We start from the raw sequence: 13608 nt of genomic DNA, 5'->3' as shown, positions 1-13608 counted from the left end.
CCGGAGGCGCGTATGCGCAGGAGAACGCTTCTCGCCGGTGCGCTCACGGCCACGCCCCTCGTGACCGCGTGCGACAGCGGCGGCGGGGCTTCCGGCTCCACCTCGTCGGGCGGCGGCGGCCGCACCACCATCTCGTACGGCATCTGGGACCCGGCCCAGCTCGCGGGCATGCAGCAGATCGTGAAGGCGTTCGAGGCCAAGAACCCCGACGTCTCCGTGGACATCCAGGTCACGCCCTGGTCCTCGTACTGGACGACGCTCAGGACGTCGATGCGCGGCGGGACCGCGCCCGACGTGTTCTGGATGAACGCCGTGAACATCCAGCTGTACGCGGCGAACGGCGTCCTGGAGCCGCTCGGCCCGTACGCGGCCCGCGACCGAACCCCGCTCGGCCGGCACCCCGAGGCGCTCGTCGAGCTGTACGCGTACGACGGCAAGCAGTACGGGATTCCGAAGGACTTCGACACGGTCGGGCTCTGGTACAACAAGGCGCTGTTCGACAAAGCCGGTGTCGGCTACCCGGACTCCTCCTGGACCTGGGACGACCTGCGGGACGCGGCACGCGAGCTGACGAACCCGCGGACGCGGGTCTACGGGATCGCCGCCGAGATGGACCGGCAGAAGAACTTCTACCCGTCGATCTTCGGCGCGGGCGGATACGTCCTGCGCGAGGGGCGCTCCGGCTTCGGCGACGAGCGCTCCGTCGAGGGGCTGCGCTTGTGGACCGATCTCGTCGACCGCGGCTGGTCGCCGCCGCAGAGCGCGATGGCGGACGTGAAGGGCCGCAATCTGTTCCTGTCCGAGCAGGTCGCCATGAACTACGACCTGTCGGCGATGGCGTCCTTCATGCACGCCACGCCCGCGATCAAGGACCACGGCGGTGTCGCCGTGCTCCCCAAGGGCCGGGAGCGGGCCACCGTCATCCACGGTCTCGCGAACGTGGTGAGCGCCAAGTCCCGTAAGAAGCGGGCTGCTTGGCAGTTCGTGGACTTCCTGGCGCGGCGCGAGGCGGCCGAGATCCAGTCGAAGGGCGGCGTCACCATTTCCTCGTACACGGGGACACAGGACGCCTGGCTCAAGTCGATGGCCGAGTTCGACCTCAAGGTCTTCATCGACATGCTCGACTACGCGGTCCCGTACCCGAGTTCCAGGAACACCGCCGTATGGGAGGACCTCGAATATCTGCTGCTCGGCGCACCGTTCAGCGGCAAGGGCAGCATCGAGTCGGCTGCGCGGACGCTCGGCCGGCAGATGGACCGGGCGCTCGACGAGGAGGACAAATGATGGCCGTTTTCCCGTCGACCGCCGCCGCCGAGGCGGAGGGCCGGATCAGGAAACCGCGCACAAAGGCGGGCCGCGACGGCACCGCGCGGGGCCCCAACTCCCGTACGCAGAAGACGGCATACGCGTTCATCGCGCCGATCGCCGTCGGATTCCTGGTCTTCTACATCTGGCCGATGATCCAGACCTTCGGCTACAGCTTCACGTCCTTCGGGCCCTTCGGTGGCAACTCCTGGCTGGGCGGCGACAATTACGCGCGCGTCGTCCGCGACGTGACGGTGTGGCGGGCGCTCGGCAACACGCTCCTGTACGGGGTCATCGGCCTCGTCACGCTGCCGATCTCGATCACCGTCGCCGCCCTCCTCAACCGGCGCGGCCTGCGGGGTGTCGGCGTCTACCGCGCCCTGTACTTCATCCCGTTCGTCACGCTGCCCGTGGCCGTGGGCCTGGTCTGGAACTGGCTGTACAACGGCAACTTCGGCCTCCTGAACGAGATGTTGTCGTGGTTCGGCGTCTCCCGGCACTTCTGGGCGTCCGACCCGTCGTCCGCACTGTGGGCCATCGGACTCGTCCTCGTGTGGCAGAGCGTCGGCTACTACTTGATCATCTTCATCGCGGGGATCAAGGCCATCCCGCAGGACTACTACGAGGCCGCGGAGCTGGACGGTGCGGGCCCGGTGCGCCGCTTCTTCCGGATCACGCTGCCGCTCCTGAGCCCCAGCATCTTCTTCGCCGCGGTCATCTGCGTGATCAACTCACTGCAGCTCTTCGACCTCATCTACGTGATGATGAGCCCCACGAACCCGGCGCTCGGCTCCACGCAGTCCGTGGTGAGCCTCTTCTACCAGTGGGCCTTCCAGCAGAACAACCAGGGCGCGGCGGCCGCCCTCGCGTTCGTCCTGATGCTGCTCACGGCGGCGCTGACCTACGTCCAGTTCCGGCTCCAGAAGAAGTGGGTGCACTATGCCTGAGCGCTCCCGGGTCCGCCCTGGTTCCGTCGCCACGCACGCACTGCTGTCGCTGGGCGCCCTGGTGATGGTCTTCCCGTTCCTGTGGCAGCTGCTCACGGCGCTGAAGACCCTGCCGGAGGCGGTGCACGTCCCGACGACCTTCTTCCCCGAGCACATCAACTGGGCTTCCTTCAAAGAGGTCTTCACAGCCATGCCGTACGGCGAGATGCTCGGCAACAGCGTCGTCAACACCGTGGCCCGTACGGCGGGACAGCTCGTCTTCTGCTCGCTCGCCGCGTACGCCTTCGCCCGCATGCGGTTCCGCGGCAAGAACGTCCTCTTCGCGCTGTTCCTGTCGGTGCTGCTCGTACCGTCGTCGCTGCTGATCCTGCCGCAGTACGACATCATCCAGCGGCTCGGCCTGCTCAACACGACGCCGGCGCTGTTCCTGCCCGGCATGTTCAGCGCCTTCGGGACCTTCCTCCTGCGGCAGTTCTTCATGGCGCTGCCGAGAGAGCTGGAGGAGGCGGCCCGCATCGACGGCGCCGGGCCCTTCCGGATCTTCTGGTCGATCATGCTGCCGCTGATCCGCCCGGCGCTCGCCGCCCTCGCGGTCATCACGGCGATGTGGTCGTGGAACGACCTCCTGTGGCCGCTGGTCGTGAACACCGATCCGGCGAAGATGCCGATCAGCGCGGGCCTGACGTCCCTGGAGGGCCAGTTCGAGACCAACTACCCCGTGATGATGGCGGGTTCGCTCATCGCGAGCCTGCCCATGATCGTCCTCTACCTCTTCCTCCAGCGGCACTTCGTGCAGGGCATCGCCCAGAGCGGCACGAAGGGCTGAGTCGCAGGCAGGGCTGAACCCCGTCTCCAGAAGGGACCAACATGACACGCCTCGATGTGGGTCTGATCGGCGCGGGCGGCATCGCCCGGGCCCATCTGCCCGCGTGGATCGAGCTCGGCGCACGCGTCACCATCCTGTCCACGGACGGGAACGCGGAGAAGCTCGCCGCGAAATACGCCGAGTCCGGCGTGACCGCCACGCACAGTCTGGCCGGTCTCCTGGACCGCTCCACCGTCGTCGACATCTGTACACCCACGTTCACGCACCGCGAACTCGCCCTCGACGCGATCGCCGCAGGCAAGCACGTCATCTGTGAGAAGCCCCTCGCGCTCACCGCATCCGAAGCCGCCGAGATGGCGGGCGCGGCCGAGGCGGCGGGCGTCCTGCTGTTCCCGGCGCACGTGGTCCGCTATTTTCCCGCGTACGCGGCGATGGCCGGGTCCGTCGCCGCCGGCGCCATCGGGACCCCTGCCGTACTGCGCTTCACCCGCTCGGGTGCCTATCCGGTGTGGGCACCCTGGTTCTCCGACCCGGCGCTGTCCGGCGGCATCCTGATGGACCAGATGATCCACGACCTCGACTTCGCGCGCATGCTCGCCGGCGACGTCGTACGGGTCCACGCCCGGCTGCGCGGGCGCCAGGAGCCGGGCGCGAAGCCCGGTGACGTCGCGGTCGGCACGGCGGTGCTGACCCACGCGTCGGGCGCGATCAGCCATGTCCTCGGCGTGTGGGGCCTGCCGGACCTCCAGTTCCGTACGACGTTCCGCGTCGCGGGGCCCGACGGGATCCTGGAGCACGACTCGACGGCGCTGCCCGGGTTCCGCATCCTCGCCCAGGGCACGCGCCCGCCCGGCGAGGGCATTCCCGGCAGCCCGATGACGGAGAGCCCGTACCTCACCGAGCTGCGCGAGTTCGCCGGTGCCGTGGAGGGCGGGCCCGCTCCCCGCGTGACGGCCCTCGACGGCGTCGAGGCGGTACGGATCGCGGAAGCGGCGGCGGCCTCGGCCCGTACCGGCGAGCCCGTGGAACTCAAGATCTCCGAGGAGGCGGCCCGATGAAGGTCGGAGTGCTGTCGTTCGCGCATGTCCACGCGGGCGGGTTCGCCCGCCTGCTCGATGGGATGGAAGGTGTCGAGGTCCTCGCGGCCGACCCGGACACGGATCTGGCCGCGCCCGGCGAGGTCCGTGGCCGGGAGTTCGCCGACCGGCTCGGGGTGGCCTACGCAAACTCGTACGAGGAGCTGTTCGCCTGGGGCCCCGACAAGGTCGTCGTCTGCTCGGAGAACGTCCGCCACCGGCCCCTCGTCGAGCTGGCGGCGGCGCACGGCGTGGACGTGCTGTGCGAGAAGCCCCTCGCGACGACGGAGGAGGACGGCGCGGCGATGGTCGAGGCGTGCCGCGCGGCAGGCGTGCGGCTCGCGGTGGCGCACCCCGTCCGTTTCAGCCCGGCGTACACGGCGGTCCGCGCCGCCGTGCGGTCGGGGACGGCGGGCGGTGTCCTCGCGGTGTCGGGCGCCAACAACGGCTATCTGCCGGCGGCCCGGCGCCGCTGGTTCGCCGACCCTCGACTCGCGGGCGGCGGAGCCCTGATGGACCACACCGTGCACATCGCGGACCTCCTGGACGACCTCTTCGAGGCGTCCCCGGCGACCACGGTGTACGCACAGGTCAACAACGTGCTCCACGAGGGACAGGTGGACGCGGACACTGCGGGGCTCATCACCGTCGAGTACGCGAACGGCGCGGTCGCGACGATCGACTGCAGCTGGAGCCAGCCCCAACACCACCCGGCCTGGGGCGGGTTGCAGATGCAGGTCATCGGTGACCGGGCGACCCTGGAGATGGACGCCTTCGACCAGAAGGTCCACGGCTTCAGCGAGTCGTCCCGCGCGCCCTTCGAACTGCCCTACGGCGTCAACCTGGACGCCCTGATGCTCCACTCGTTCCTGTACGGGAGCGACGGCGGGACGAGCGTGACCGACGGCGAATCCGGGCTGCGTTCCCTGCGGATCGTCACCGCGGCGTACCGGTCCGCGGCCGAGGGGAGGGCAGTGCCGGTGCGGTGACGTCCGGCCGCGTCTGCCATCGTGGCCGCATGAGCGAACTGGTGGACCGCGTGGACGAACAGGACCGCGTACTCGGCACGGTGGACCGGGGTGCAGCCATCCGCGAGGGGTGGCTGCACCGGGTGGCGACGGTCGTGTGCCGCGACCCGGCGGGGCGGATCCTCGTGCATCGCCGGGCGCCGCACGTCTCGCGGTTCCCCGGGCGGTACAACTGGCTGATCGGCGGGGGTGTCGACGCGGGCGAGTCGTACGAGAGCGCGGCGGCCCGCGAGCTGTCGGAGGAACTCGGGGTCACGGCGCCGGTCCGCTTTGTCTTCAAGTACCTGTGCCGCGGGGAGATCGGCCCGTACTGGCTCGGGGTGCACGAGGTCACCGTCGACGGGCCGGTCGCGCCGCTCCCCTCCGAGATCGTCTGGCACGACTGGCTCACCGAGGCCGGCCTGACGAACGCGATGCGCCAGTACCCGTTCGTGTCGGACTCCCTTGAGGCGCACGCGCGGTACGTCGCGCTGGGCCGCGAGAACGGGCCGGGGGCGGCGCGCTGACGAGTGCCGGCCCGTGGCCCTGGGCCGGGCGTATGCCCCGTTGCCGCAGGTGAGCGTCATCCCCCGCGCGCGTGCACCTCGACGCGTGCGGCAGGATGTCCCGGCGCGTCGGTGCAGGCGCGGCAGCACCACTTACGGACAAGCAGGTAGCAAGGTGACGACTCATCACATACAGCCGCTCCCAGCGGCGTACGACGACCTCGGTCACGGCGCGGGAGGCCGCCGGTGAACCGCGCGATGACGCCCGACGATCTGATCGTGGCCGGGATCGCGATCGCCGCGGGGCTCGCGGCCGGGCTGCTCCTGCGCATGATGCTGCGCTGGCTGGGCGTGCGGGCCGACCGGACGCGCTGGGGCGGCGACGACGTCATCGTGGACGCGCTGCGCTCCCTCGTGCCGTGGGCGGCGGTCGCCGCCGGTGCCGCTGTGGCCGCCTCCGCGCTGCCGCTCACCACCCGGACCCGGCACAACGTCACCGTGACGCTGACGGCGCTGCTGATCCTCGTCGCCACGTTCACCGCGGGCCGGGTGATCTCCGGACTCGTGCGGTCGGTGGCGCAGTCGCGGTCCGCGGTCGCCGGGTCGGCCACCATCTTCGTGAACATCACGCGGGTCGTGGTGCTCGCGGTGGGCTTCCTCGTGGTGCTGCAGACCCTGGGCATCTCCATCGCCCCGCTCCTGACAGCCCTGGGCGTCGGCGGTCTCGCGGTGGCGCTCGCACTCCAGGACACCCTCGCGAACCTCTTCGCGGGCGTGCACATCCTGGCCTCCAAGACCGTGCAGCCCGGCGACTACATCCGGCTGAGCAGCGCCGAGGAGGGTTACGTCGTCGACATCAACTGGCGCAACACCGTGGTGCGTCAGCTCTCCAACAACCTGGTCATCATCCCGAACGCCAAGCTGGCCTCCACGAACATGACCAACTACAGCCGTCCGGAACAGGAGATGACCCTGCTCGTCCAGGTCGGCGTCGGCTACGACAGCGACCTGGAGCATGTCGAGCGGGTCACGGCCGAGGTCGTCGAGAGCGTCATGGTCGACATCACCGGCGCCGTCCCCGACCATGAACCGGCCATCCGCTTCCACACGTTCGGGGACTCCCGGATCAGTTTCACGGTCATCCTGGGTGTTGGCGAGTTCAGCGACCAGTACCGGATCAAGCACGAGTTCATCAAGCGCCTCCACGCCCGGTACCGGGACGAGGGCATCCGGATCCCGGCGCCCACGCGGACGGTGGCCCTCCAGCAGGGAGCGGTGGCCATCCCGCACCAGCGCGAGGCCGCACCGCCGATTCCGTAACGACGGCACAGCCAGGGGGCCGGTCCGTCCGGACAGCGGACCGGCCCCCCACACACACGTGCTTCCGACCCCTCGAGGTCAGTCGCGCGCCACCGTCCCCGTGACCTTCAGGTTCCGGATCCGGCCGTTGTTGTCGAACGAGCCGAAGCCCACGCGGCCCGAGGAGAACACCGGGTCCGTGCCCGTGATCAGCGGCGTGCGGCTGCCGTCCATGTAGACGGCCGTCTCGCCGGTGTCCGCGCAGTGCGTGAGACGGACCTTGTGCCAGGCGGCGTCCTTGATGGCCGGGGGCGCGCCGTAGGTTCCGTTCCACTGGTCGTCGATGCGGAGCCGGTCCGCATTGTCGACGGTGAACAGGCCGTTGTGCGGGTAGATGCTGTTGTCGCTGGACAGGTGCGCGTACTGGAACTGGGTGTCCGAGTCGTAGTCCCAGACGACGATGACGTCCCGGTTGGTGATGTCGACGGGGGTGTCGATGCGTACCTCGGCCTCGATCGTCACGTTCGAGTAGCGCGGGCCCGCGGTGAGGACGGCGTACTCGAAGGGGCGGCGCGGGCCGGGGCGGGAGACGCCCGGCTCGGTGAGGACCGTCTCGCGCCGGGTGAACTCCCACTTGGCAGGGGTGACCGGCGCCCAGTTGTCCGCACCGGTGGTGTGCGTGGTGGGGGTGTGGCCCACCTTGCAGTCGGCGAAGGTACGGGTGCCGGTGACCTTCCAGACCTTGCCGTTCGCCTTGGAGACGATGTACAGGTCACCGGCGAGGTCGGTGCCGAAGCGCAGGTCGACGCGCTGGTCCCCGGCAAGGTCGCGCATGGTGACCTTCTTGCCGGTGGCCTGGTCGAACAGCATCAGCGACTTGAGCGGCGCGAGGCCGGCGCCTCGGCGCATGTCGTGCGTGTCGGCGGCCAGGATCCGCCCGTCGACGAGGTCCCCGAAGATGTACGTACCGCGCAGCTCGGGCGCGTCCTTGCCCCGGTACACGAAGCCTCCGGCGATCGCGCGACCCACGTCGGAGCGGCAGTCCCAGTCGGCTCCGGGGTCGTGGTCGTACGCGGCGACGGGGTACGTGTAGCCGTACTTGGCGTCGTCGGCGGGCAGCGGCGCGATGCGGGCGCACGGGTCGGTGGTCTTCTTGTCGAAGAGGAACGGGCCCTCGCGCTCGCTCCAGCCGAAGTTGTCGCCGGCCTTGACCTCGTACACCGACTCGATGGCGTGCTCACCGATGTGGCCGAGGTACATGCGGTGGCTGCCGCCGGTGTCCCAGCTGAAGCGGTGCGGGTCCCGCATGCCGACGGCGTAGATCTCGCCGAGGGCGCCCGGTGTGGACACGAACGGGTTGGCGGCCGGGATGCCGTACTTGCCGTTCGCGCTGTTGCGGCCCGCCGGGTCGATGCGCAGGAGCTTGCCGTGCGGGAGCGCCATGTTCTGCGGTTCGCTGTTGCCCACGCCCTGGCCGCCGTCGCCGACGGCGAGGTAGAGCAGCCCGTAGTCCTTGTCGTGGGGCCTCGCGGTCGGGTTGAAGTCGATCTGCTGGATGCCGTGCACCTGGCCGGTGAAGCCGATGCGCAGGACCTCGCGGTGGGTGCCGTGGAAGACGGCGGCCTTCGGGTCGTCGGCAGTCCACTCGGTGATGACGCCGTGGTACGTGGTGGTGCCCGCCTGCTTGAAGTCGGGAGCCTGGGTGACCTGCGAGGCGAGCTCGGTGTGGATGGTGTAGAAGCGGCCGTTCTTCGCGAACTGCGGGTGGAACGCGGCGTATCCGAAGCCCTGGCCGAGGCCTCGGCCCGAGAAGAAGTTCGGGAAGGTGCCCTTCACGTCGAGGTACGGGTGCGGGGTGCCGCCGGAGTCCTTGCCGGCGGTGCCCGGGTCGGTGAGGTAGAGCGTCCCGTTGAGGTCCGGGGTCGCCATCCGGCCCGAACCGTCGGGGAGTTCGTTGATGGTGTTGATCCTGGCGTGGCGCATCAGACGCGGGTCCGTGGGGGCCGGGACCGGCTCCGACGTGGGGAACTGGGCGTACTCCGTGAGGACCAGGCCGGTCCTGGACTGGGCGGGCTTCTCCGGGATCGGGTCGGTGAGGCTCGCGGTCGCTGCGGTGGGAGCGGGCTCGTCGGCGTGCGAGGGCGCGGCGAGCCCGCCGAGCGCCAAGGTGGCGGTGACGGCGAAGGCCGCCCAGAGTCTTGGATTCTTGCGTCGTGCTGCCATGCGGGTCCCTTCGGATGGCGAGTACGGCTGGGAAGGAGTTGGGGTACGCGGTGTCAGCGGCCCCGCGTCATACGCCGGTACTCGGCGCGCACCTGACCGGCCGTCATTTGGCGGTCCAGGAAGAGGAGATCGTCCATACGGCAGTCGCAGGCGTTGTTCTCGCGTGTGTTCTGCGGGAAGCTGCCGCCGATCTTGATGCCGCGCGGGTCGGTCGGCGAGGCGCGGTGCGGCGCCGGTGTGGTGGTGAGTTCCCAGGGGTCGCCCGGCGTGACGTAGAAGCCGTCGAGAGGCTTGCCGTCGCGGTACAGGGCCATCGTGCCGTCGCGGAAGTCGAAGGTGGCGGCCAGATGGACCCACTCGCCGCGAGGCAGGAGCTGCTGCCAGTCGGCGGATGCGGCGAAGGTCTGGGAGGCGCCGCTGTCGAGGCGGCGGCCGAGCGCGACGAGCTTCAACTCGCCATTGACCTGGATGAGTTCGAGCAGCGCGCGCACGGCGTGCCCGTCGCTGGTGCCGGACAGCACCCCGGCGAGTCCGATCGCTCCGTAGCGGTCGGTGGGGTTGGCGGTGTTGGAGTTGAGGGTGGGGTTGTCGCCCGTCATCTTGAACCAGCCCATGACGGTGGCGGCCTTGGCGCTGTTGAAGGCGCCGAGGGAGCCGACCCCGGCCTCGTTCCAAGTACCCGCTTTCCAGTCGTCGTTGCCGGCCGTGGCCGGGTTCTGCTGGCGAACCTGGAGGGCGGGCGAGCTGCCCGGGTAGGCCTCGTCGGCGACGCGCATCGCGGAGCCGCCGTTGATGAGCGCGAGCGGGGTGCGGGAGCGTCCGATGTCCCGCTCCTTCGAGGGATCGGCGGGATCAGGGTGCCCGAAGTCGTAGGCGGCCACCGCGTGGGAACGCAACGAGCCATGTTCTGCATGGCCGTCGGCCTGCGCGGGGACCTTGGCGGCGGGGCCGCTCGCCTGCGCGGGAAGCGCTGCGGCGGCGAGGACAGCGACCGAGGCGAGGGCGACGGCGGCGAGTGCGGTACGTCGAGTGCGACGGGGGGATCGGGTGTGCCCGACGCGTGGTTCGGGCGGGGCGCCGACGGCGGTTCGGGCCATGGCGGCGCGTCTGGTGCGGGGCAGTCTCATACGGCCTCCGAGCGGCAACGAAGAGGGCTGCCGACCGGGGTCCCCCGACCGACAGAAAGCGCTTTCGTCACGTGCGGGCACCATGTAACTCCCTCACCGCAACCCTGACAATGGGCGTGTCCGCGCCATTTTTCGAAGGTCGGCCCGAGCGGGTTCTTCGCCAAGTGCGCTTCGGGGGCGGGTGTGACCGGGGACGTGGCGCTCAAGCGCGCGGCGTCGAGGCGTGCCGACACCCGAGCCGCGGCACCCTGGCGGGGCGGCACCCGAAGCAAGCCCGACGCCCAAGCCCTCAGCCCGCCGCCGCGACGCTCCGAAGCGGCCCCTGCACCCAAGCCGCCACCCAAGCCGGGCGATGCCCGAAGCAGGCCCGACACCCAAATCCGCGCCCCGCCGACGCGACGCCCGAAGCGGCCCCGACGCCCGAGCCGTCACCCCGCTGACGCGACATCCGAAGCCACCCCGGTGCCCGAGCCGGCACCCCAGCCCCCGTACGTCATGGACCGACGCACATCACGCCGGAGACACCCCGGCCCGATGTCCCCCTGAGCCCGCCACGAGCCAGTACCCAAGCCCCCGTACGTCATGGACCGACGCACATCACGCCGAGGACGCCCCGGACCGATGCCCCCTGAGCCCGCCCACCGTGATCCGGACCGGTCCGCCCATGGCATCGACCTTTCCCGTCCATGCGCCCGCCAAGTGCAGGGTGCGATTGGGGAGCGCGCCGCGCGGTACGTACTGGCGGTGCAGTCTGCGGCCGTCCTGAGTGACCACCAGGACGGGCCGCACCAGTACCTCCGCTGTCCGCAGGACGAAACCGTCCACCGGCACCTGCGGGGCCACCCGGTTCGGCGCCACCCAGCGCAGGGGCGCCGCGACCTCGATCGCGGGTCCGCCCGGCGCCGGGCCCGCACCCTCCAGGAACTCGCGTACGGCGTCGGCCGCTAGAGCGCCCTCGCGGGCCGTCCACAGCGCCGGCTCCACCGCGTGCAGCACGTTCCCCACGGCGAAGACGCCCGGAACGCCGGTGCGGAACGCGCCGTCGACAGCGGGCCCCCGCGTCCCCGCGTCGAGCGCCACTCCCCCGCGCCGCGCCAGCTCGTGGTCCGGCACGAAGTCCCCGGTGAACACCACGGTGTCGCAGCCGACGGTTGTCAGCCGGCCGTCACGATGCCGCAGCCGGACCCCCGATACCCGCCCCTTTCCCAGGAGTTCGGCCACGGTCGCGCCGGTGAGTACGGGGACGCCATGACCGATACGGGCCGCCGCCGCCCGCGCCCGGCCCAGCTGGTGGCGCGGCTCCTCGGTGGTGAGCGCGACGACGGTGACATCGGCGCGGCGCAGGGCGGCCAGAGCCGCGTAACTGACCGGTTCGGCGCCGACGACGACCGCGCGGCTGCCGACCGGCTGTCCGTGCAGGTGGACGGCCTGCTGGAGCTCGCCGGTGGTGAGCACTCCGGCGGGCCGCGTGCCGGGTACGAGGCGTGCGCTGCGCGGGCGTTCGCGCGCACCGGTGGCGAGGACGACGGCGCGTGCGGTGATGCGTTCGAGCCCGTGCGGGCCGGTGGTGTCCAGGGTGAGCGGCCCCGCCCACCCGGTGGCGGTGACGCCGGTCCGCACGCGTGCGCCGGAGCCGAGCGCGGCCTCGACGGTCCTGGCCGCGTACTGCGGCCCGGTCACGCCCCACCGACCGAAACCGCGGTGGTGGCAGTGCCGCGGCACGCCGCCCGCCACCGCCTCCCGCTCCAGAATCTCGACCACCCCCACGCCGTCCTCGGCAAGACTCCGGGCGACGGCGAGCCCGGCAGGCCCCGCGCCGACGACGACCACGTCGACGCTCCGCTGCCGCCGCGTCATACCGGCCCCCACTCGCCCCGCCCCTCATGAAGTGCACGCACGGCCGCCCCGCAGTAGAACCCCTGACACCGTCCGCCACACGCCCGGGTCCTGCGGCGCAGGCCCTCCAGGGACGCGGGCGGGACCGTGCTGATCAGGGCGTCCCTGATCTCGCCCCGGGTCACGCGCTCGCAGTGGCACACGATGGTGCCGTACGCGGGGTCGGTCGCGATGAGGTCGGCGCGCTGGTAGGGGCGGGGGAATGCCTCGCCCAGGTTGGGCATGTGGACGGGCGTCAGGCCGACCGGCTCCTTGAGGCCGAGGCCGGGGTCCGCCTCGGCGATCAGGCCCGCGACATGCGCCGCGATCGCCATCGACGCGGTGAGCCCGGTCGAACGGATGCCGCCCACGGTGACGTAGCGCCGCTTCTCGTGGCAGCGGATGCGGTAGTCGTCGTGTTCGGTGGCGGCGCGCAGGCCCGCGTAGGCGGCGGTGACCTCCTCGTCGACCAGGGCCGGCAGGATGCGGCGCCCCTTCACGAGGAGCCCGTCGAGTCCGTCCGCCGTCGTGCCGGTGGCCGCCTTGTCGTCGAGGTCCTCGGCGGTCGGGCCGAGGAGTACGTTGCCGTGGACGGTCGGCGCCACGAGGACGCCCTTGCCCAGCGCGGTCGGCACCGGAAGCAGGATGTGCCGGACCAGGTCGCGGGCGAGTTTGTCGAAGACGATGAGCTGGCCGCGGCGCGGGGTGACGGTGAAGTCGCCACTCCCGAGGACGAGCCGGTCGAGCACGTCGGCGTTCAGCCCCGCGGCGTTGACGAGGAACCGCGCCCGGAGCTCGCCGCGCGAGGTGGACAGAATATGATCACCGCCGTCCGAACTGACCGTCTCCACCATTGAGTTGAGGTGCAGGTCGACACCGGACCGCACCGCTTGGGTGGCGTACGCGAGCGTGGTGGTCCAGGGGCAGATGATGCTCTCGCCCGGGACGTCGAGAGCGCCGAGGACTCCGGGGCCGAGCTGCGGTTCGCGGGCCATGGTCTCGTCGGCGCCGATGATCCGCGCTGCGTCGTATCCATTGCGCCCTGCCTTCTCCAACAAGCCCGGCAGTACGGCCAGTTGATCGTCGTCCCAGGCCACGAGCAGGGCGCCGACGGGCTCGACGGGGATTCCGGACTCGGCCGCGTAGGTGGAGAGGAGGCGCCGGCCCTCCCTGACGAGGCGGGACTCCAGGGAGCCGGGCACGGCGTCGAAACCGGTGTGCAGGATCGCCGTGTTGGCTTTGGAGGTGCCGTCGCCGACATCGCCGGACGCCTCCACGAGAACAAGGCGCAGGTGTGGGTGGCGGGCCAGTTCACGGGCGATGGCGGTGCCGACGACGCCGGCGCCGACGACCGCCACGTCGTAGGGCCGGGACGACATCTGCCCTTTGGGGGACAGCGGCCCCTTCGTTGTGACGG

The 13608-nt window shown here is 70.9% G+C and carries 11 protein-coding genes; 7 read left to right on the top strand and 4 right to left on the bottom strand.

All coding sequences use genetic code 11. The annotated features are described in order from the left end of the window. Window positions 1-12: 12 nt before the first annotated feature. The 7 genes from CG723_RS09945 to CG723_RS09915 all read left to right on the top strand — a co-directional run bounded on the left by CG723_RS09945 (window position 13) and on the right by CG723_RS09915 (window position 6987). The gene (locus CG723_RS09945) at window positions 13-1284 is read left to right on the top strand and encodes an ABC transporter substrate-binding protein (protein ID WP_100592910.1); all 1272 of its coding nucleotides are present in this window, start codon (window positions 13-15) and stop codon (window positions 1282-1284) included. Further along, a complete protein-coding gene (locus CG723_RS09940; protein ID WP_234374232.1) occupies window positions 1281-2252 on the top strand; it encodes a carbohydrate ABC transporter permease in 972 nt (323 codons plus the stop codon). Before CG723_RS09945 ends, CG723_RS09940 begins: the two co-directional genes overlap by 4 nt. Beyond that, window positions 2245-3078: a carbohydrate ABC transporter permease gene (locus CG723_RS09935; RefSeq protein WP_100592908.1), complete on the top strand. Its 834-nt coding sequence runs from the start codon at window positions 2245-2247 to the stop codon at window positions 3076-3078. Before CG723_RS09940 ends, CG723_RS09935 begins: the two co-directional genes overlap by 8 nt. 41 nt (window positions 3079-3119) lie before the next feature. After that, window positions 3120-4136: a Gfo/Idh/MocA family protein gene (locus CG723_RS09930; RefSeq protein ID WP_100592907.1), complete on the top strand. Its 1017-nt coding sequence runs from the start codon at window positions 3120-3122 to the stop codon at window positions 4134-4136. Then, window positions 4133-5143, top strand: a complete 1011-nt coding sequence (locus CG723_RS09925; RefSeq protein WP_100592906.1) for a Gfo/Idh/MocA family protein — start codon at window positions 4133-4135, stop codon at window positions 5141-5143. The genes CG723_RS09930 and CG723_RS09925 overlap by 4 nt, the downstream gene beginning before the upstream one ends. Window positions 5144-5172: 29 nt before the next feature. Continuing rightward, window positions 5173-5688: an NUDIX hydrolase gene (locus CG723_RS09920; RefSeq protein ID WP_100593786.1), complete on the top strand. Its 516-nt coding sequence runs from the start codon at window positions 5173-5175 to the stop codon at window positions 5686-5688. 225 nt (window positions 5689-5913) lie between these two features. Continuing rightward, window positions 5914-6987, top strand: a complete 1074-nt coding sequence (locus tag CG723_RS09915) for a mechanosensitive ion channel family protein (RefSeq protein WP_100592905.1) — start codon at window positions 5914-5916, stop codon at window positions 6985-6987. Between the two features lie 78 nt (window positions 6988-7065). Here the strand turns inward: CG723_RS09915 and CG723_RS09910 are convergent, their stop codons facing one another. The 4 genes from CG723_RS09910 to CG723_RS09895 all read right to left on the bottom strand — a co-directional run bounded on the left by CG723_RS09910 (window position 7066) and on the right by CG723_RS09895 (window position 13570). Next, window positions 7066-9189: a PQQ-dependent sugar dehydrogenase gene (locus CG723_RS09910; RefSeq protein ID WP_100592904.1), complete on the bottom strand. Its 2124-nt coding sequence runs from the start codon at window positions 9187-9189 to the stop codon at window positions 7066-7068. Between the two features lie 53 nt (window positions 9190-9242). Beyond that, window positions 9243-10316 (bottom strand): LamG domain-containing protein, encoded by a 1074-nt coding sequence (locus tag CG723_RS09905; protein WP_234374231.1) that lies wholly within the window; start codon window positions 10314-10316, stop codon window positions 9243-9245. A 597-nt stretch (window positions 10317-10913) separates the two neighbouring features. Beyond that, on the bottom strand, window positions 10914-12173 hold the full coding sequence (locus CG723_RS09900; protein ID WP_100592902.1) for an NAD(P)/FAD-dependent oxidoreductase: 1260 nt from the start codon (window positions 12171-12173) through the stop codon (window positions 10914-10916). Beyond that, a complete protein-coding gene (locus CG723_RS09895; RefSeq protein ID WP_100592901.1) occupies window positions 12170-13570 on the bottom strand; it encodes an NAD(P)/FAD-dependent oxidoreductase in 1401 nt (466 codons plus the stop codon). Before CG723_RS09895 ends, CG723_RS09900 begins: the two co-directional genes overlap by 4 nt. Between the last annotated feature and the right edge of the window lie 38 nt (window positions 13571-13608).

The sequence above is a fragment of the Streptomyces sp. CB01635 genome (assembly GCF_002803065.1).
GTDB lineage: Bacteria > Actinomycetota > Actinomycetes > Streptomycetales > Streptomycetaceae > Streptomyces.
The sequence above is the reverse complement of the archived record's forward strand: the minus strand, read 5'-3'. Positions and strand labels throughout refer to the sequence as shown.

What these genes read in the sequence shown, in the direction of transcription:
- CG723_RS09945 (WP_100592910.1), top strand. Translation starts at nt 13, where the DNA reads ATGCGCAGGAGAACGCTTCTCGCCGGTGCGCTCACGGCCACGCCCCTC.
- CG723_RS09940 (WP_234374232.1), top strand. Translation starts at nt 1,281, where the DNA reads ATGATGGCCGTTTTCCCGTCGACCGCCGCCGCCGAGGCGGAGGGCCGG.
- CG723_RS09935 (WP_100592908.1), top strand. Translation starts at nt 2,245, where the DNA reads ATGCCTGAGCGCTCCCGGGTCCGCCCTGGTTCCGTCGCCACGCACGCA.
- CG723_RS09930 (WP_100592907.1), top strand. Translation starts at nt 3,120, where the DNA reads ATGACACGCCTCGATGTGGGTCTGATCGGCGCGGGCGGCATCGCCCGG.
- CG723_RS09925 (WP_100592906.1), top strand. Translation starts at nt 4,133, where the DNA reads ATGAAGGTCGGAGTGCTGTCGTTCGCGCATGTCCACGCGGGCGGGTTC.
- CG723_RS09920 (WP_100593786.1), top strand. Translation starts at nt 5,173, where the DNA reads ATGAGCGAACTGGTGGACCGCGTGGACGAACAGGACCGCGTACTCGGC.
- CG723_RS09910 (WP_100592904.1), bottom strand. Translation starts at nt 9,189, where the DNA reads ATGGCAGCACGACGCAAGAATCCAAGACTCTGGGCGGCCTTCGCCGTC.
- CG723_RS09905 (WP_234374231.1), bottom strand. Translation starts at nt 10,316, where the DNA reads ATGAGACTGCCCCGCACCAGACGCGCCGCCATGGCCCGAACCGCCGTC.
- CG723_RS09900 (WP_100592902.1), bottom strand. Translation starts at nt 12,173, where the DNA reads ATGACGCGGCGGCAGCGGAGCGTCGACGTGGTCGTCGTCGGCGCGGGG.
- CG723_RS09895 (WP_100592901.1), bottom strand. Translation starts at nt 13,570, where the DNA reads ATGTCGTCCCGGCCCTACGACGTGGCGGTCGTCGGCGCCGGCGTCGTC.